Genomic DNA, 17488 nt, shown 5'->3' with positions numbered 1-17488 from the left:
TCGGCGGCGTCTCAGCGGAGGTGCCGCATGGCGTACACCGACGCCAACGCGCGGCGGGCCGGGCTCCGGAGCGCGGCGGTCAGCAACCCGTCCCGCACCACGGCACCGAGCCCGGCGACCGGGCGACCGAGCCCCATGTTGAGCTCGGCCTGCCGTGCCGCCCACCGAGCGCGCCGCCGGCGTGCCGCGTCGAACCGGTCGAGTGCTGCGGCGGTCGCGGCCTCGTCCGCGCTGCCGCGAACGGCGGCGAGAAGCAGCGGGGCCAGCCGTGCGCCGTCGAGCCATCCGAGATTCATGCCCTGGCCGCCGATGGGGCTGATCTCGTGCGCGGCGTCACCGAGCAGGACGACGCCGCCCACCACGGTGCGTGAGGCGAGCCGCCGTCGGACCGTGAACGCGCTGAGCATGCTGGTCGTCGCCGGGTCCACGAGGACTCCGGTCCGCTCGGTGACCAGTGCGGCGAGACCCTCGGCGGTCGGCTCGGCCACGGGCGACGCCGTACGGACGACCCAGCGCCGCAGGGCTCCGGGAAGCGGGAAGGACTCCACGACGCCCGCGCGCTCGAGGTGGATGACGGCGTGCGCGCCGGCGTCGGTGCTGTCGAGCAGGTCGCCCATGACGTAGCTGTCGGGATAGGTGCGGACGGGCGCGGTCACGCCGAGCAGGTCGCGCACCCGGCTCCGAGCGCCGTCGGCGGCCACCACGAAGCGCGCCGTCTCCGAGGACCCGTCCTCGGCCCACACCTGGACCCCGCCGGGCTTCTGCTCGAGAGCGGTGAGCGTGCGGTCGTGGGTGAGGTGGACGCCGTTCAGGGCTGCCACGTCCTCGCGAAGGATCTGCTGCGTGCGCACCTGCGGAAGCGTCGCGACGTAGGGGAACCGGCGCGAGACGCCGTCGAAGGGGACGACGCCCAGCACGCGCTCGCGGGTACGGGCGATGCCGCGGCGCACCTGGACGGCCTCGGCGACGATCTGGTCGGCGACCGCCGGTTCGAGGGACTCGAGCGCGGGAGCGTGGATGCCGATCGCGCGGGAGTGTCCCGCACGCCCCGTGCCGGGAGCAGGTGCGGGCCGTCGCTCCCACACGGCGACGTCCAGTCCACAACGTGCCAGGCGGGCGGCGAGGGCGAGGCCGACGGTCCCGCCGCCGACCACGAGGACGTCACGCACCGGCGTCGCGCTCGGTCGCGCCCGACACCGACGCCGGCTCACGCACGGCCAGCACGCGGAACGGCGCTCGCTCGACGCGCCAGCCGTCGGGCAGCACGGCCGCGAGCTCGTCGGGCCGGTAGCTGCGCCGGATCGAGAGCAGGCCGTCGTCGCGTACGAACGCCGCGTGCGGTCGTCCGCGGCGGTGGAGCGGGATGGTGCCGACCCAGTAGCCGACGTAGGCCAGCCGCCCGCGCGCGATGTCGCTGTGCACGACGAGGCGCCGAGCCAGCGCGGCGCTGTCGTGCAGCAGACCATCGAGATCCTCGGGATCCAGATGGTGCAGGACGTGGTTCGACACGACGACGTCGAAGGCAGCTCCTTCACGCACGAGGTCGGAGCTAAGCGCGCGCCGGAACGTGACGCCAGCAGTCGCGGGCAGGCTCTCGGCGTACCCGATGGCGCGCGGGTCGGGGTCGATCGCGGTGATCTCCAGGAGCAGCCCGTCGCGCGCGGCCCAGCGGGCGAGGGAACGGGCGACGTCGCCACCGCCGGACCCGATGTCGAGGAGCGTCGTGGTGACCTCGCGTGACAGCAGCGGCCGCAGGCGGCGGACGTAGACGGCCCGCCATCCGGCCACCAGACGGTTGACGGCGACGAAGGCGCGGTAGGTGCGCCGCAGTCCTTCCGCGTCGCACTCCGGGTCGTCCATCAGCTCGACCGCGGCGACGTCGCGGCGCTCCAAACCGTGGCTCGAGCGAGTCGTGCGGGCGTACGCGGGCGCCGATCTGCGACTCACGCGGCGGCCGGCGCGCCGTCGGACCGCCTCATCGTCAGCAGCGCCGACTCGACCGTGAGGCCGGGTCCGAAAGCCATGGCGCACACGCGCTCGGGCGCCGCGTCGGGCGTCCCGCCGGCCGCCGCGAGCAAGCGCTGCAGGACGAACAGCACGGTCGCGCTCGACATGTTGCCGTACTCCCGCAGCACCGACCGGGACGGTTCCATCTGCGCCTCGCTGAGCCCGAGAGCCTCCTCGACCTTGTCGAGCACAGAGCGGCCGCCCGGGTGCACGGCCCAGCGTGCGATGCGACCACCGGCCCCGATCGAGTCCGTCCCCGCCGTCGTGAGCAGCGGGTCGAGCGCACCGCGGATGTGCTCGGAGATGATCGACGGCACGTAGCGCGAGAGCACCATCTCGAAGCCGTGGTCACCGATCGTCCACGCCATGTCCTGCTCGCCGACGGGGGTCAGGGTGGTGCGCATCTCGTCGAGATCGAGCACGAGATGCCCCACCGGTGCGGGTCGGCCGGTGACGACGGCGGCGGCGGCGCCGTCAGCGAACAGCGCCGAGGCCACGATGGTGTCCGGGTCGTCCGACGCCTCGAGGTGGAGCGAGCACAGCTCGGCGCACACGACCAGCACCACCGCGGCGGGGTTCTCGGCGCAGATCGACCGCGCGGCCGCGATCGCCGGGAAGGCCGCGTAGCAACCCATGAATCCCACATGCAGGCGCCGCGTGGTGGCGGCCAGTCCGAGGTCCCGCACGAGCACGTAGTCCGGGCCGGGCGCGAAGAAGCCGGTGCAGGATGCGGTCACGACGTGCGTGACGTCACCGGTCCCCAGACCGCCTGAGGCGGCGAGCGCCCCGCGGGCCGCCTCGAGGAACAGGCCGGGCGCGTGCGCGACGTAGTGGTCGTTGCGCGTCCCCGTGGTGGGGGAGAGGATGCGCCGCTGCGCGCGATCGCAGAAGACCGGACCCTCGACCACGGCAGCCGGATCCGCCTCGAGCGGCGCGCCGAGGTCGAGGTCACCCACAACCGTGTGGCGGGTGTCGATGGCCGAGGCATCGAAGGCCGACGCGATGAGGCGGCGGGCGAGCCGGCTGCGACCCGGCTGGACCAGCAGAAGGTCGCGCATGTCCGGTTGCTTGATGACGGTCGGCGGGACCGAGGTCGCAATCGACCTGACGCTGATCGCCATTTTTCCACTGTATCTGCGGGTTCCGCTCCGCACGGCGGGAACCACCGCCGCCGGCGGCGCAACAGCGGCCGCCGACCCCGTCCCGACTCGGCGTCCGGGCACGCCTGGGCGGGTTCTCACAACGGGTCACGTCGCGGTGAGCGCGAAACGTAACAGTGCCGTCCTCTCCTGTGACGAGGGTGAAACGAGCGCTCTCTAGCGTCGTCGACACGCCACAGAACGGCCCCGGCCCGGGGAGCACCGGTGGCGACCCGCCTCCCGACCTGGAGAGACCCATGTCGTACGTGAAGCCAGCTGAGCTCGTCGTCGCGATGGCCGACGCCGGTGAGGCGAAGATCAAGATGAGCGTCACCGACACGCTCGTCAAGGCCGCGATGGGTGGCGCGATGCTCTGCATCGCGGCCGCGTTCGCGGTCACCGTGAGCGTGATGACGGGATCGCCGCTGCTCGGCGCGATCCTGTTCCCGGTCGGCTTCTCGCTGCTGTACCTGCTCGGCTACGACCTGCTCACCGGCGTGCTGGTGCTCGGCCCGATGGCCTGGCTGGACCGCTCGCGAGGGATCACGATGAGGGGGGTGCTGCGCAACTGGGGTCTGGTGTTCGTGGGCAACTTCCTCGGTGCCTTCACCGTGGCGGTGCTGATGGCGATCGTGGTCACCTACGGGTTCGACACCCCACCCGACGAGGTGGGGCAGGCGATCGGCCACATCGGAGAGGGGCGCACGGTCGGCTACGCCGAGCACGGGGGTGCCGGCATGCTCACGCTGTTCGTCCGCGCGATGCTGTGCAACTGGATGGTCTCCACCGGGGTGATCGGGGCGATGGTCGCCAAGGACGTCGTCGGCAAGGTCCTCGTGATGTGGATGCCGATCATGCTGTTCTTCTTCATGGGTTTCGAGCACTCGATCGTCAACATGTTCTTGTTCCCCTCGGGCCTGCTGCTGGGCGGGGACTTCACGATCGCCGACTACCTGATCTGGAACGAGATCCCCACCGTGCTCGGCAACCTGGCCGGCGGCCTGGTGTTCACCGTGGCGCCGCTGTTCCTCGCCTACGGCCGCAAGCGCAGCACCGCGGCCGTGACGCCGCCACCCAAGCCCCGGCTGCAGCCGGCGCTCGTCTCCGAGGGGGTCTGAGGTGGCTCGCCGGCTGGTCGTCGTCGGCGGCGGCATGGTCGCCCAGCGGCTCGTCGAGGCGCTGCGTGCCCGCGACGAGACCGGGATCTGGGAGGTCACCGTGCTCGCCGAGGAGGCGAGCAAGCCCTACGACCGCGTCGCACTCACGAGCTACTTCTCCGCGCGTGACGCCGAGGAGCTCACGCTCGGCGACCCGGCGCTGTGGGACGACGAGCTGGTCACGCTCCGGCGTGATGCCGCCGTGGTCGAGATCGACAGGGCGGCGCGCACGGTCACCGACCGGCTCGGCCGCGTGCACGGCTACGACGAGCTCGTGCTGGCCACCGGGTCCAGCGCAGCGGTGCCCCCGATCCCCGGCGCCGACCTGTCCGGTGTGTTCGTCTATCGCACTCTTGACGACGTGGCGGCGCTCCGCGGGTGGGTCGAGGAGAAGCGGGCATCGGCTCCGAGCGCGAACGGCTGGCAGCGGCCGGTGCGTGGTGCGGTCATCGGTGGCGGTCTGCTCGGACTGGAGGCCGCCGGTGCGTTGAAGGCGCTGGGCGCGCAGGCGACCGTGCTGCAGGCGACGACGCACCTGATGAACGCCCAGATCGACCTCGGTGGCGGCGAGGCGCTCAAGCGGATCCTGCAGGGCATGGGCATCGCGGTCCGCTGCGAGGCGCTGACCTCCCGTATCCGCGCCTCGCGCCGCACGGGCCACGTCGGTTCGATCGATCTCGGCGAGGGCGGCCGCCTGGATGCCGACGTCGTGGTGATCGCCACCGGCGTGCGGCCCCGGGACGAGCTGGCCCGTGCCGCCGGGCTGCCCGTCGGCGAGCGTGGCGGCATCGTCGTCGACGCCGGCTGCCGCACCACCGACCCGCGCATCTGGGCCGTCGGCGAGGTCGCGAACGTCGGCGGCAACGGCTGCGTCGGCCTCGTGGCGCCCGGATACGCGATGGCCGAGGTCGTCGTCGACCGGCTCCTGGGCGGTGAGGCGACCTATCCGGGCGCCGACACCGCGACCAAGCTCAAGCTGCAGGGTGTGGACGTCGCGAGCTTCGGCGACCCGTTCGCCAGCACCCCCGGCTCGATGGAGCTCGTGTACGCGGACCCGGTGGCCGGCGTCTACAAGAAGCTGGTCGTCTCCGACGACACCCGCACGCTGCTCGGCGGCGTGTTCGTGGGCGACGCCGCGCAGTACGCCTCGCTGCGCCCGATGCTGGGCGCCGAGCTGCCCGGCGACCCCGGGCAGCTGCTGCTCCCCGAAGGATCCGGAGCGGCACCGAGCCTCGAGCTCCCCGACTCCGCCTCCGTGTGCTCGTGCAACAACGTCAGCGCAGGAGAGATCCGCGACGCTGTCACCGAGCACGGCTGCACCGACCTCGCCGGCGTCAAGGCCTGCACCCGCGCCGGCACCACCTGCGGCTCCTGCCTGCCGCTGGTCAAGAAGATCACCACGACCGAGCTCGAGCGGGCCGGCGTCGAGGTCTCCAACGCGCTGTGCGAGCACTTCGAGGTCTCCCGTGCGCAGCTCTTCGACGCCGTGCGCGTCGCGGACCTGCACACGTTCAGCGAGATCATCGCGCGCTTCGGGACCGGCCCCGGCCGCGGCTGCGACATCTGCAAGCCGACCGTCGCCTCGATCCTCGCCTCGCTCGGCAACGGCCACATCCTCGACGGCGAGCAGGCGACGCTGCAGGACACCAACGACCACGTGCTGGCCAACATGCAGAAGGACGGCACGTACTCGGTGGTCCCACGCATCCCCGGGGGCGAGATCACGCCCGACCAGCTGCTGGTGATCGGGCAGGTCGCCAAGGACTTCGGGCTCTACACCAAGATCACCGGCGGTCAGCGGATCGACATGTTCGGCGCCCGCATCGAGCAGCTGCCGCTCATCTGGCAGCGGCTCGTGGAGCACGGCATGGAGTCCGGGCACGCGTACGGCAAGTCGCTGCGCACCGTGAAGTCGTGCGTGGGTTCCACCTGGTGCCGCTACGGCGTGCAGGACTCGGTCGGCATGGCCGTGGAGCTCGAGCTGCGCTACCGCGGCCTGCGCTCGCCGCACAAGATCAAGCTCGGCGTCTCCGGGTGCGCGCGCGAGTGCGCCGAGGCCCGCAGCAAGGACGTCGGCGTGATCGCCACCGAGAAGGGCTGGAACGTCTACGTCGGCGGCAACGGCGGGTTCAACCCACGGCACGCGACGCTGTTCGCCGAGGACCTCGACGACGCCACCCTGATCCGCACCATCGACCGGTTCCTCATGTACTACGTGCGCACCGCCGACCGGTTGCAGCGCACGGCCGCTTGGGTCGAGGACCACGAGGGCGGCATCGAGGCGATCCGCGAGGTCGTCATGGAGGACTCACTGGGTATCGGGTTCGACCTGGACGCCGCCATGGCCGCGCACGTGGGCAGCTACGCGGACGAGTGGCGCGCGGTGCTCGAGGACCCGGAGAAGCTGCGCCGGTTCGGTTCGTTCGTCAACGCTCCCGACACACCCGACCCCGACCTCGCCTACGTCAGCGAGCGCGGCCAGCTGCGCCCGGCGAGCGAGGCCGAACGCGCGGGACAGGTCCGCGTATGACCGCGATCTGCAGGCTCGCCGACCTGGCGGTCGAGCGTGGCGCGGCCGGGCTGCTCGGCGAGACCCAGATCGCGCTGTTCCGGCTCCCCGACGACACCGTGCGGGCGGTGCAGCAGCGTGACCCCTACTCGGGCGCGAACGTGATGTCCCGCGGCATCGTCGGCACCCGTGGCGGTGTCCCGACCGTCGCGTCGCCGATGTACAAGCAGGTCTTCGACCTGACGACGGGACGCTGCCTCGACGCCGTCGGCTACTCGCCCCGCCCAGGGCTCGCACCGGATCTGGCGACCTGGCCGGTCGAGGTGATCGACGGCGTCGTGCACGTCCGCAGCGGACCCGTCTCGTGAGCGCCCTCGTGCGGATCGGCCTGGCCGGCCGCGGGGTTCGCGCGGCTACCCTCGTCCCGATGGGCGTCGCGCAGCTGGACCGGATCGTGACCCAGGCGCTGACCGCCGGGGCGAGCCCGATGCTGCCCGCCGCGGAGCACGCCGCCGCGGCAGCGCTCGCGTGAGCGCAGGCGAGGGCGGCGCGGGGCGGGCAGCGCTCGGCCAGGTGATGGCCGGCTGCGCCGTCCTGATCACCGCCGACCGGCGCAAGCACGAGCTCGCGGCCGCGCTCGAGCGCCGGGGAGCGATCGTCCGCCACGCGCCCGCGCTGACGATGATCCCGCACGCCGACGACGAGCGCCTGCTCGCCGCGACCGCCGAGCTGGTGCGGCACCCGCCGGACACCGTGATCGTCACGACCGGGATCGGGTTCCGCTCCTGGTTCGAGGCGGCCGATGCGCACGGCCTCGCCGACCAGCTGGTGGCGGTGCTCACCGACGCCCGGCTGATCGCCCGCGGCCCCAAGGCTCGGGGCGCGATCCAGGCGGTCGGCCTGGTCGCCGACTGGGTCGCCGAGTCCGAGACGTCGGCGGAGATCGCCGATCTGCTGCTGCGTGAAGGAGTCGCTGGGCAGCGCATCGCCGTCCAGCAGCACGGCGCGGGCGCGGACGGTCTCGATGTCGTCCTCGCCGAGGCCGGCGCGCAGGTGGTGAGCCTGCTGGTGTACCGGTGGGGGCCGCCGCCGGACCCGCAGGCGCTCGCGGACTCGGTGGAGGCCGCGGCGAACGGTGAGATCGATGCCGTGGTGTTCACCTCGGCACCCGGTGCCGAGGCGTGGTTGGCCGCCGTCGAGGAGCAGGGTGCGGCCACGCCGATCCTCGCCAGGTTCGCTGACGGGTCGATGGTCGCGGCAGCCGTCGGCCCGGTCACCGCGGGCCCGCTGGAGCGCCGCGGCGTCCACCCGCTGATCCCGGAGCGTGGCCGGCTGGGCGCGCTCGTGCGGACGCTCGTGGCGCACTACGAGCACGTCGAGACCCTGGCGCTGACCACCGTCGCCGGGCCGTTGCAGATCCGCTCGCGCGTGGCGGTGCTGGACGGGCACCTGTTGCCGCTCTCACCCAGCGGCCTCGAGGTGCTGCGACTGCTCGCCGCGCGCCGCGGCGAGGTCGTCACCCGCGACGACGTCCTCACCGTGCTGCCGGGCGACGCCGCCACCCCGCACGCCGCCGAGGTCGCGATCGGGCGGCTCCGCGAGGCGATGGGGCGCCGCGACGTCGTCAAGACCGTCGTCAAACGTGGCTACCGGTTGGAGCTGGCCGAGCGATGACCCCCACCCCCGCTGTGCTGATCGGCTGCTCGCACGGCACGAACGACCCCGAGGGACGCGCCGTGATCCGCGGCATCCTCGACGGCGTCCGCGCCGTCCGCCCCGACCTCGAGGTGCGCGAGGCGTTCGTCGACGTGCAGGAGCCGGCCGTCGCCGATGTCGTGACCGACGTCGTGAGGCCCGACGGCGGAGCGTCGCGTGATGCGGTCGTGGTGCCCTTGCTTCTCTCGGGCGGGTTCCACGTGAACGTCGACGTGGCGGAGGCGGTGGCCGACCGTGGCGACGGCGCCGGACGCGCGGTCGCGGCGACCCCGCTCGGTCCCGACGACCGGCTGGTGGAGATCGCCGCCGAACGGCTGCGCGACGCAGGCGTGCGACCGGAGGACGCCGTCGTGGTCGCCGCCGCAGGCTCGAGCCGCCCCGAGGCCGCGCGTGACGTCGAGCACGTGATCGCCGGGCTCCGTGCGCTGCACCCGGGCCCGGTCACCGTGGGGTTCGGTGCGATGGCGAAGCCGACCGTGGGCGAGGCCGTCGCCACCGCCCGGGAAGGTGCGTCCCGCGTCGTCGTGGTCGCGTTCCTGCTCGCCCCGGGCTACTTCTACGACCGGCTCGCAGAGGTGGGGGCCGACGTCGTCACCCAGCCCCTCGGTCCGGATCCGCGTCTGGCCGAGATCGTCCTCGACCGTTACGCCGAGGCGATCAGCCGGCTTCCGTAGCCCACGCCGGTCGCCTCTTGCGGCCCCCGCCCTGCGTCGGTGCGGCAGCCCCCACACGGGTGCTGCGGCGGTGGGACAGCGCCCACTCTGGTGCACCGGGGGTGGGATAGCGCCCACGCCGAGGCCCGCTGTGGGCGCTGTCCCACCGCCGCTGCGGAAATGTGGGCGCTCACGCACCGACGCTGCGGCACGCTGCGGCGACGTGGGCGCTGTCCCACCGACGCCACCCGAGGCATGCGCCCTGACCGGGGTCAGGCCCGAGGGGGTGTCGACGCGCGGACCACGACCTCGCCGTCGACCTCCACGACGGTGGCCTCGGCAGCTGGACCGGCCAGGGCGAGCTCGATCGCCTTGGCGCCGAGCTCGTCGAGCGGGAGCCGCACGGTGGTCAGCCCCGGGTTGACGTCGCGGAGCGTGACGATGTCGTCGAACCCGGCGACCGCCACGTCGGCCCCGACCTCGCGGTCCGCGTCGCGGGCGGCCGCCATGGCGCCGACCGCCATCACGTCGTTGACGGCGAACACCAGGTCGACGGCGAGGTCCCGGCTCAGCAGGTCACGCATGCCCTCGTAGCCGCCGTCGCGGGTGAAGGCGCACTCGACGATCGCTCCCGGGGCCACGGGTGCGCCGAGGTCGGCGAGGGTCTGCACGAAGCCGTCGCGTCGGTCCCGCGCGGTGATGTGGCCCTCCGGGCCGGCGAGCACGCCGAAGCGCCGGTAGCCGAGCCCGTGCATGCGCTGCGCCAGCTCGATCGCGCCGCTGGTGTTGCCGATCGCCACCGTGCTGACGTCCGGCAGCGGCTGGCCGATCAGGGCGACCGCACCGCCGGAGGCCATGTAGCCGGCGAGAGCCTGGGACAAGGACTCCGTGCCGTCGGCGTCGTCGTAGCGACCGCCCGCGATGAGGATCGCGCGGGCGCGCTGGCTCTGCAGCACCTCGACGAACTGCTGCTCACGGCCCCGCTGGTGCTGCGTGGTCAGCAGCGTCACGACGAGCCCGAGCTGGTCGGCCGCGGCCGTGACGCCTGCCGCGATCGAGGAGAAGTACGGGTCGGCGATGTCGTGGACGATCAGCCCGATCGTGGTGGTGCGGCCCCGGGCCATCGCCTGCGCGTTCGCGTCGGGGGAGTAGTGCAGCCGTTCGGCGGCCGCGAGCACCCGCTCGCGCAGCTCGGGCCGCACGGTCCGGTTCGCGGAGCCGTTGATCGCACGGGACGCGGTCGCGAGCGAGACCTCGGCCTCGCGCGCGACGTCGCTCAGTGTCACCGGTCCTGGCATGCGCTCAGGGTAAGCGCGTTCCCGCTCGCGCGGCAGGACCGCCGTCGGTCCGTCGTCGAGATCTTGACCGTGGCCGGCGATCCCGATAAGTTGTGAACAACAACAAACCCGCTCCCACGCACGCGTCGAGGGATCTGAGGACTCTGTGGTCCTCGATCGGCCTCGCAGCGCGGTCTGGGTCTCGAGCAACGGAGCCCGCCATGGTCCGCAAGCCCACCCCTGACGACAAGTTCTCCTTCGGTCTGTGGACCGTCGGCTGGCTCGCCAACGACCAGTTCGGTTCCGCCACCCGCCCCGCCCTCGACCCGCGCGAGTACGCCACCAAGCTCGCCGAGCTCGGCGCCTGGGCCGTGACGTTCCACGACGACGACGTGGTGCCCTTCGGCACCGACGACGCCACCCGCGAGAAGATCTGGACCGACTTCAAGGCCGCCACCGACGCGGCAGGCCTCGAGATCGAGATGGTGACGACGAACCTGTTCAGCCACCCGGTCTTCAAGGACGGCGGCTTCACCTCCAACGACCGCGGCGTGCGCCGGTTCGCGCTCCGCAAGGTGCTGCGCAACATCGACCTCGCCGCCCAGCTCGGCGCGAGCACGTTCGTGATGTGGGGCGGGCGCGAGGGCTCCGAGTACGACGGTGTCAAGGACACCTACGCCGCCCTCAACCGCTACGCCGAGGGCGTCGACACCGCCGCCGCCTACATCAAGGAGAAGGGCTACGGGCTCAAGATCGCGCTGGAGCCCAAGCCGAACGAGCCCCGCGGCGACATCCTGCTGCCCACCATCGGCCACGCGCTGGGCTTCATCGCCCAGCTCGAGCACGGCGACATCGTGGGCCTCAACCCCGAGGTCGGCCACGAGCAGATGGCGGGTCTGAACTTCACCACCGGCATCGGCCAGGCGCTGTGGAGCGACAAGCTCTTCCACATCGACCTCAACGGGCAGCGCTCGATCAAGTTCGACCAGGACCTCGCGTTCGGTCACGGCGACCTGCTCTCGGCGTTCTTCACCGTCGACCTCCTCGAGAACGGCTTCCCGGGCGGCGGCCCCCGCTACGACGGCCCGCGCCACTTCGACTACAAGCCCTCCCGCACCGAGGGCATCGAGGGCGTCTGGGAGTCCGCCGCCGCGAACATGCAGACCTACCTGCTGCTCGCCGAGAAGGCCAAGGCCTACCGCGCCGACCCGCGGGTGCAGGAGGCCTTCGCGGCCAGCGGTGTGCTCGAGCTCTCGGAGCCGACGCTGTCCGAGGGCGAGTCCGTCGCCGACCTGCTGGCCGACCGCAGCGCCCACGAGGACTTCGACGCCGACGCCGCCGGGGAGCGCGAGTACCACTTCGTGCAGCTCAACCAGCTCGCCATCGACCACCTGATCGGCTAAGAACGTCTCATGCCTCTGGTCGCCGGCGTCGACACCTCGACGCAGTCCTGCAAGGTCGTCATCCGCGATGCCGAGACCGGAGCGCTACGGCGCTTCGGCTCGGCGAAGCACCCCGACGCCACCGAGGTCGACCCGAACGCCTGGTGGAGCGCGTTCCAGCAGGCCAGCGCCGCCGCGGGAGGGCTCGACGACGTCGCAGCCCTCTCGGTCGGCGGCCAGCAGCACGGCATGGTCGCGCTCGACGGCGAGGGCGCCGTGGTCCGTGACGCACTCCTCTGGAACGACACCCGGTCGGCGAAGGCTGCGCGCGACCTGATCGCCGAGCTCGGTGACGGCACACCGGGTTCGGGCGAGAAGGCGTGGGCCGACGCCGTCGGGATCGTCCCTGTCGCCTCGTTCACGATCACGAAGCTGCGCTGGCTCGCCGAGCACGAGCCGAGCAACGCCGAGCGCGTCGAGGCGGTCGCGCTCCCGCACGACTGGCTGACCTGGCGGATCGCCGGCGACGGGCCCGTCAGCGAGGGGTTCAGCGCCGACGGCCTGGCGCGCCTGGTGACCGACCGTTCCGACGCCTCGGGCACGGGCTACTTCGACGGCGCGAGCGACAGCTACCGGTTCGACCTCCTCGAGCGCGGCTTCGGGCGCCGGGTCGGGCTGCCCGCGGTGATCGGGCCGGGCGAGCAGGCACGGGCCGGCCTGGGCGACCTGGTGATCGGCCCCGGCACGGGTGACAACGCGGGCGCTGCCCTCGGCCTCGGTGCCCGCCCGGGTGACGTGATGGTCTCGATCGGCACCTCCGGCGTGGTCACCGCGGTCTCCGACACACCGACGCGCGACGTGAGCGGTCTCGTGGCCGGGTTCTCCGACGCGACCGGTCGCTACCTGCCGCTGCTCGCCACGATCAACGGCTCGCGCACCTTCGACGCCGTCGGTCGGCTCCTCGGGGTCTCCCACACCGAGCTCGCCGACCTCGCGCTCTCGGCGCCGCCCGGCGCCGAGGGACTCGTGCTGGTGCCCTACCTCGAGGGCGAGCGCACGCCCAACCTGCCCGACTCCACGGGCTCGCTCCACGGAGTCCGGCTCGCCAACACGACCCCGGCCAACCTGGCGAGGGCCGCCGTCGAGGGCGTGCTGTGCTCGCTGGCGTTCGCGATGGATGCGCTCGTGGCGCAGGGGGTCGCGGTCGAGCGGATCATCCTCATCGGCGGAGCGGCCCAGTCGGAGGCGGTTCGGCGGATCGCACCGAGCGTCTTCGGCAGGGCCGTCGTGGTGCCGAAGCCGGGCGAGTACGTCGCCGACGGCGTCGCCCGCCAGGCCGCCTGGGTGCTCTCGGGCGAAGCCGAGGCCCCGGTCTGGGAGATCGACGCGACGCAGACGTACGAGGTCGAGGACCCCGCCGTCGGGCTCCGCGAGCGCTACGCCGAGGCGTCGCAGCTCTTCCTGACCCGATGACCGAGCGCGTCCTTCGTTACGACCGACCGGCATCGGAGTGGACCGAGGCGTTGCCGGTGGGCAACGGCCGGCTCGGTGCGATGGTCTACGGCGGCGCCGCGACCGAGCGGCTGCAGCTGAACGAGGACACGCTCTGGTCGGGCGGCCCGTACGACCCGATCAATCCCGCTGCCGCGGAGGCGTTGCCGCGGGTGCGGGACCTGCTGGCGCAGGGCCGCTACCTCGAGGCCGACCAGCTCACCGACCGCGGCGTGATGGCGCGGCCGCTCAAGCAGGCGGCGTACTCGACGCTCGGTGACCTCGTGATCGCCTTCGACGGTGTGGCCGACGACGGCGAGAGCCGCCGCTCCCTCGACCTCGCCACCGCGCTGGCCTCCTCGGAGGTGGTGACCGACGGCGTCACGCACCGACGCCGTGTCGTGGCCTCTCCCGGCGACCAGGTCATCGCCGTTCACCTGGCCGCCTCCGCGCCCGGTGCGGTGTCGGCGCGGCTGAGCTTCGCGTGCCCGCTGACGGACGCACGAGCCGTGGCGGAGGGCAGCGAGCTGGTGCTCGCGGGCCGCAACGACCCGCACGAGCAGACGCCGGGAGCGTTGACGTTCACGGCCCGGGTGCGCGCAGTCAGCACCGGTGGTGCCGTGCGCGCCGCGGGTGAGGTGCTCGTGATCGAGGGCGCCGACGAGGTCACGCTGCTGATCGCGATCGCGACCAGCTACGTGGGTCCCGGCGATCTGAGCGGTGACCCGACGGCCGTCACGGCCGAGCAGGTGGCCACGGCTGCGCGGCGGGGCTTCGAGGCGATCGCGGCCGATGTCGCCGCCGCTCACGGGGCGCTGTTCGACCGGCTGCACCTGGACCTCGGCCCCGATTCGGACCTGCCGACCGACGAGCGGTTGCGCAGGAACGAGACCGAGGACGACCCGGCGCTCGCCGCGCTGTACCTGGACTACGCCCGCTACTTGCTGATCTGCTCGTCCCGGCCGGGGACCCAGCCCGCGAACCTGCAGGGCATCTGGAACCCGCACACCGCTCCGCCGTGGGGCAGCAAGTACACGGTCAACATCAACACCGAGATGAACTACTGGCCGGCCGAGCCGGCAGCGCTGCCCGAGCTGGTCGAACCGCTGGACCGGCTGGTGCGGGAGATCGCCGTCAGCGGCGAGCGGACCGCGCGCGAGATGTACGGCGCCCGCGGATGGGTGTGCCACCACAACACCGACCTGTGGCGCGCGACAGCGCCGATCGACGGCGCCCGCTGGGGCATGTGGCCCACCGGAGGTGCCTGGCTGACGCTGCACCTGTGGGACCGCTACCGCTACGCACCCGACGCCGCCTACCTCGCCTCGATCTACCCGCTGCTGCGCGGGGCCTGCGAGTTCTTCCTCGACACGCTGGTGGTCGACGAGGCCACCGGCGCGCTGGTGACCTCACCCTCGATCTCGCCCGAGAACGAGCACCACCACGGCACCTCGCTCGTGGCCGGACCGGTCATGGACGCCCAGATCCTGCGGGACCTGTTCGGGGCGACCACCGAGGCCGCGGAGACCCTCGAGGTCGACCCCGCGCTGGTGGAGGAGATCCGCGCCGCGGCGCAGCGGTTGCCCCCGAACCGGGTCGGGTCGCACGGCCAGCTGCAGGAGTGGCAGCAGGACTGGGACGCGCAGGCACCCGAGCAGCAGCACCGGCACGTGTCCCACCTCTACGGCCTCTACCCCAGCCGGCAGATCAGCCCGGACGGCACGCCGGCGCTGGCGGCTGCCGCGCGCGTGAGCCTGCAGGACCGGGGAGACGAGTCGACCGGATGGGCCACCGCGTGGCGGATCGCGCTGTGGGCGCGGCTGCGCGACGGGGACCACGCCCACCAGGTGCTCCGCCTGCTCCTCGACACCCGGCGCACCTACCCGAACCTGCTGGACGCCCACCCGCCGTTCCAGATCGACGGCAACTTCGGTGGCGCCGCCGCCATCCTCGAGATGCTCGTGCAGACCGACGGCGAGACGATCCACCTGCTCCCGGCGCTCCCCGGCGCGTGGCGCAACGGGCGGCTCCGGGGCATCCGGACGCCCGGCCCTTGCACCCTCGACCTGGCCTGGGCCGACGGTCGACTCACGCAGGCCAGCATCACGGGCGAGCGCGCGGGGGAGCGGACCATCAGGTTCGGCACGACCAGCGTGACCGTGGCTCTCGACCCGGGCTCCGCCGTCGAGATCCCGCTCACCGCCTGAGGGTGTCCGGCTGCCCGCAGCGTGACCCGGAGGGCACGAGCGGCTCGGCATCAGGCAGGCGCGATCCCCTCGATCTCCTCGAGGGTCAGGGCGTCGTCGAGCACGACGGCGTCGAGCCCGATCTCGTAGGTCTCGCCCCGAGCGATCCGCACCGGGCCGTCCCAGGCGATCGCCGGGCACAGCGCGAGGTAGCCCTCGGTGCGGACGTGCCACGGCACCGGCGCGGCACCGACCTGGCGCAGCACGACCGTCCACGGCCTGGTCTCGTCGCGGTGGACGAGGGCCACCCAGGGTGAGCGAGCGCCGTGCGCCGACGCGTCGCCGTCGGCCGTGTGAATCGTGACGCCCTCCACCGTGGGGAACCGCCAGAAGATGCCGCCGTACCGCGCGTCGGGGCGACCGCTCCCCGCCGGGCTGGCGATGACCACGTCACGGTCGTCGGCGGTCAGCGCACTGCGCCACGACAGCTCCCACCCCGCGCGGTCGTCCCGGATCGAGGCCGAGATGCGGCGTCGCTCGCTCAGCTGGTGGGCGCCGTCGGGACCGTGCCAGACGAGCCGCTCGTCGGTGGCGGCACCCGCGGTGACGAGCTCGGTCGACATCTGGGTGCCGTGGTTGGCCAGCAGCGCCGGACCGCTGTCCTCGAGATAGGTGCGACCGCCCCAGTAGGTGATGCCGTCCACGTCGGGGAACGCCACCGAGATGCCGTGCTGATGGCGGTGCACCGGGGCGCCGGCGTCGGTGAGCACGGCGCCGGCGAGGGTGTAGAGCGGGTGCAGGTAGGGGCGCGGGGAGTAGACGTCGGGCATGACCGGGCGGCGCTCGTAGCGAGCGAGCAGCGCGCCGGCGACACTGAGCTCGGCCGCGACGTCGTCGTCGTCGCGATGCCAGGCCAGCGCCGGGTTGACCACCTCGGCGATCGCGGGCGGCATGTGCTCACGCGGCACCGGACCCGTGCTGCCTCGCTCGACGAGCCGCGGCGGGAAGCGGAGCGTGGAGCCCCGCCGGTCGCCGCCGAGCATCCGCTCGACCTCCTCCCAGGCGTGCCGTCCGAGCTCCTCCTTGGGGACCGAGATGGTCGTCAGCGGCGGGGTGGCGTAGCGCGAGAACGGGATGTCGTCGTACCCCGCGACCGAGATGTCACCGGGGACGGCGACGCCGGCCTCGTTGAGCTTGCCGAGGAGGCCGAAGGCGACGACGTCGTTGTACGCGAGCACCGCCGTCGCCCCGGACTCCAGCACAGGACCCAGCGCGGCGTAGCCGTCCTCGATCGCGCCGCCGCAGGGCAGCACGCTGAGCGTGAGTTCCTCGTGCTCACGCGCGAGCACGCGCAGCGCCTGCACCCGCTCGCTGTTCGGGATGCTGCGCGGCGGGCCTGACAGGTACACGAACGAGCGGTGGCCGTGGCGCATCAGCCGCCGCACCAGGATGCGTACCCCCTCGGCGTAGTCGGCCACCAGCGACGGCACCCCCGCCGCCTCCGCCTCGCGGTTGATCAGCACGACGGGCTCGGTCGCGGACAGCACGCGGCGCAGGTCGCGGGGCGACATGCGGGGGGAGCAGAGGATGAGCGCGTCCGAGCGGCGGCGCGCCTCGATCGCCAGGTCCGCCTCCGCCTCGGGATCCTCGACGCTGTCGCTGACGAGCAGCCGGTACCCGGCGGCAGCGGCCGCGCGGTTCGCCCCGCGGAGCACCTGCTGGAACATCGGGTTCGACAGGTCGGGCATCAGCAGGGCGACCGTGTGGGTCCGTCCGAGCGAGAGGCTGCGTGCGGCGCTGCTGGGCACGTAGTCCAGCTGGGCCGCGGCGTCACGGACGCGCTCGAGGGTCTCGGGCTTGACCGCGGGGTGGGCGTTCATCACCCGTGAGACCGTGGCGACGGAGACCCCCGCGAGCTTCGCGACGTCGCCGATGGTCGCGTGACGCGGACCGTTCATGTTCCCTCCCTGC

Annotated in this window: 13 protein-coding genes; 8 read left to right on the top strand and 5 right to left on the bottom strand. The window is 72.9% G+C overall.

From position 1 onward, the window contains the following. Positions 1-11: 11 nt before the first annotated feature. Genes GPA04_RS05745 through GPA04_RS05735 form a run of 3 tightly spaced genes read right to left on the bottom strand, consistent with a single transcriptional unit; the run spans position 12 to position 3128 of the window. Entirely contained in the window at positions 12-1169 is a 1158-nt protein-coding gene (locus tag GPA04_RS05745) for an FAD-dependent oxidoreductase (protein WP_156223133.1), read from the bottom strand. After that, positions 1162-1893 carry a class I SAM-dependent methyltransferase gene (locus tag GPA04_RS05740; RefSeq protein ID WP_277754278.1) on the bottom strand — a complete coding sequence of 244 codons (732 nt, stop codon included), beginning with the start codon at positions 1891-1893 and terminating at the stop codon, positions 1162-1164. The genes GPA04_RS05745 and GPA04_RS05740 overlap by 8 nt, the downstream gene beginning before the upstream one ends. 50 nt (positions 1894-1943) lie before the next feature. Continuing rightward, positions 1944-3128 (bottom strand): type III polyketide synthase, encoded by a 1185-nt coding sequence (locus GPA04_RS05735; RefSeq protein WP_156223132.1) that lies wholly within the window; start codon positions 3126-3128, stop codon positions 1944-1946. 275 nt (positions 3129-3403) lie between these two features. On the opposite strand from GPA04_RS05735, the gene GPA04_RS05730 reads away from it, so the two are divergent. The 5 genes from GPA04_RS05730 to GPA04_RS05710 all read left to right on the top strand — a co-directional run bounded on the left by GPA04_RS05730 (position 3404) and on the right by GPA04_RS05710 (position 9202). After that, positions 3404-4264 (top strand): formate/nitrite transporter family protein, encoded by an 861-nt coding sequence (locus GPA04_RS05730; RefSeq protein ID WP_156223131.1) that lies wholly within the window; start codon positions 3404-3406, stop codon positions 4262-4264. Positions 4265-4298: 34 nt separating this feature from the next. Beyond that, positions 4299-6833, top strand: a complete 2535-nt coding sequence (nirB, locus tag GPA04_RS05725; protein WP_241680661.1) for a nitrite reductase large subunit NirB — start codon at positions 4299-4301, stop codon at positions 6831-6833. After that, the gene (gene nirD / locus GPA04_RS05720; RefSeq protein WP_156223129.1) at positions 6830-7180 is read left to right on the top strand and encodes a nitrite reductase small subunit NirD; all 351 of its coding nucleotides are present in this window, start codon (positions 6830-6832) and stop codon (positions 7178-7180) included. The genes nirB and nirD overlap by 4 nt, the downstream gene beginning before the upstream one ends. Positions 7181-7388: 208 nt before the next feature. Then, the gene (locus tag GPA04_RS05715; RefSeq protein WP_156223495.1) at positions 7389-8486 is read left to right on the top strand and encodes a uroporphyrinogen-III synthase; all 1098 of its coding nucleotides are present in this window, start codon (positions 7389-7391) and stop codon (positions 8484-8486) included. Next, positions 8483-9202 (top strand): sirohydrochlorin chelatase, encoded by a 720-nt coding sequence (locus tag GPA04_RS05710; protein ID WP_156223128.1) that lies wholly within the window; start codon positions 8483-8485, stop codon positions 9200-9202. Before GPA04_RS05715 ends, GPA04_RS05710 begins: the two co-directional genes overlap by 4 nt. Positions 9203-9453: 251 nt before the next feature. Here GPA04_RS05710 and GPA04_RS05705 read toward each other — a convergent pair whose 3' ends face one another. Continuing rightward, positions 9454-10479: a LacI family DNA-binding transcriptional regulator gene (locus tag GPA04_RS05705; RefSeq protein WP_156223127.1), complete on the bottom strand. Its 1026-nt coding sequence runs from the start codon at positions 10477-10479 to the stop codon at positions 9454-9456. Positions 10480-10679: 200 nt separating this feature from the next. Here GPA04_RS05705 and xylA point away from each other — a divergent pair, with 200 nt between their 5' ends. From xylA to GPA04_RS05690, 3 genes are read left to right on the top strand one after another with little or no spacing between them, the layout of a single operon-like run. Beyond that, positions 10680-11861, top strand: a complete 1182-nt coding sequence (xylA, locus tag GPA04_RS05700) for a xylose isomerase (RefSeq protein WP_156223126.1) — start codon at positions 10680-10682, stop codon at positions 11859-11861. A 9-nt stretch (positions 11862-11870) separates the two neighbouring features. Continuing rightward, positions 11871-13313 carry a xylulokinase gene (locus GPA04_RS05695; RefSeq protein WP_156223125.1) on the top strand — a complete coding sequence of 481 codons (1443 nt, stop codon included), beginning with the start codon at positions 11871-11873 and terminating at the stop codon, positions 13311-13313. After that, entirely contained in the window at positions 13310-15538 is a 2229-nt protein-coding gene (locus tag GPA04_RS05690) for a glycoside hydrolase family 95 protein (RefSeq protein WP_156223124.1), read from the top strand. Before GPA04_RS05695 ends, GPA04_RS05690 begins: the two co-directional genes overlap by 4 nt. Positions 15539-15588: 50 nt before the next feature. Here GPA04_RS05690 and GPA04_RS05685 read toward each other — a convergent pair whose 3' ends face one another. Then, positions 15589-17475 (bottom strand): DUF6807 family protein, encoded by a 1887-nt coding sequence (locus GPA04_RS05685; protein ID WP_156223123.1) that lies wholly within the window; start codon positions 17473-17475, stop codon positions 15589-15591. Positions 17476-17488 lie beyond the last annotated feature (13 nt).

The sequence above is a fragment of the Pseudactinotalea suaedae genome (assembly GCF_009733815.1).
Lineage (GTDB): Bacteria > Actinomycetota > Actinomycetes > Actinomycetales > Beutenbergiaceae > Pseudactinotalea > Pseudactinotalea suaedae.
This window is presented reverse-complemented; position numbering and strand designations above follow the sequence as displayed.

Excerpts from the sequence above, each read along its gene's own strand:
- GPA04_RS05685 (WP_156223123.1), bottom strand. The coding sequence starts at position 17,475 with ATGAACGGTCCGCGTCACGCGACCATCGGCGACGTCGCGAAGCTCGCG.
- nirB (WP_241680661.1), top strand. The coding sequence starts at position 4,299 with ATGGTCGCCCAGCGGCTCGTCGAGGCGCTGCGTGCCCGCGACGAGACC.
- GPA04_RS05710 (WP_156223128.1), top strand. The coding sequence starts at position 8,483 with ATGACCCCCACCCCCGCTGTGCTGATCGGCTGCTCGCACGGCACGAAC.
- nirD (WP_156223129.1), top strand. The coding sequence starts at position 6,830 with ATGACCGCGATCTGCAGGCTCGCCGACCTGGCGGTCGAGCGTGGCGCG.
- GPA04_RS05705 (WP_156223127.1), bottom strand. The coding sequence starts at position 10,479 with ATGCCAGGACCGGTGACACTGAGCGACGTCGCGCGCGAGGCCGAGGTC.
- GPA04_RS05690 (WP_156223124.1), top strand. The coding sequence starts at position 13,310 with ATGACCGAGCGCGTCCTTCGTTACGACCGACCGGCATCGGAGTGGACC.
- GPA04_RS05730 (WP_156223131.1), top strand. The coding sequence starts at position 3,404 with ATGTCGTACGTGAAGCCAGCTGAGCTCGTCGTCGCGATGGCCGACGCC.
- GPA04_RS05715 (WP_156223495.1), top strand. The coding sequence starts at position 7,389 with ATGGCCGGCTGCGCCGTCCTGATCACCGCCGACCGGCGCAAGCACGAG.
- GPA04_RS05735 (WP_156223132.1), bottom strand. The coding sequence starts at position 3,128 with ATGGCGATCAGCGTCAGGTCGATTGCGACCTCGGTCCCGCCGACCGTC.
- GPA04_RS05695 (WP_156223125.1), top strand. The coding sequence starts at position 11,871 with ATGCCTCTGGTCGCCGGCGTCGACACCTCGACGCAGTCCTGCAAGGTC.
- xylA (WP_156223126.1), top strand. The coding sequence starts at position 10,680 with ATGGTCCGCAAGCCCACCCCTGACGACAAGTTCTCCTTCGGTCTGTGG.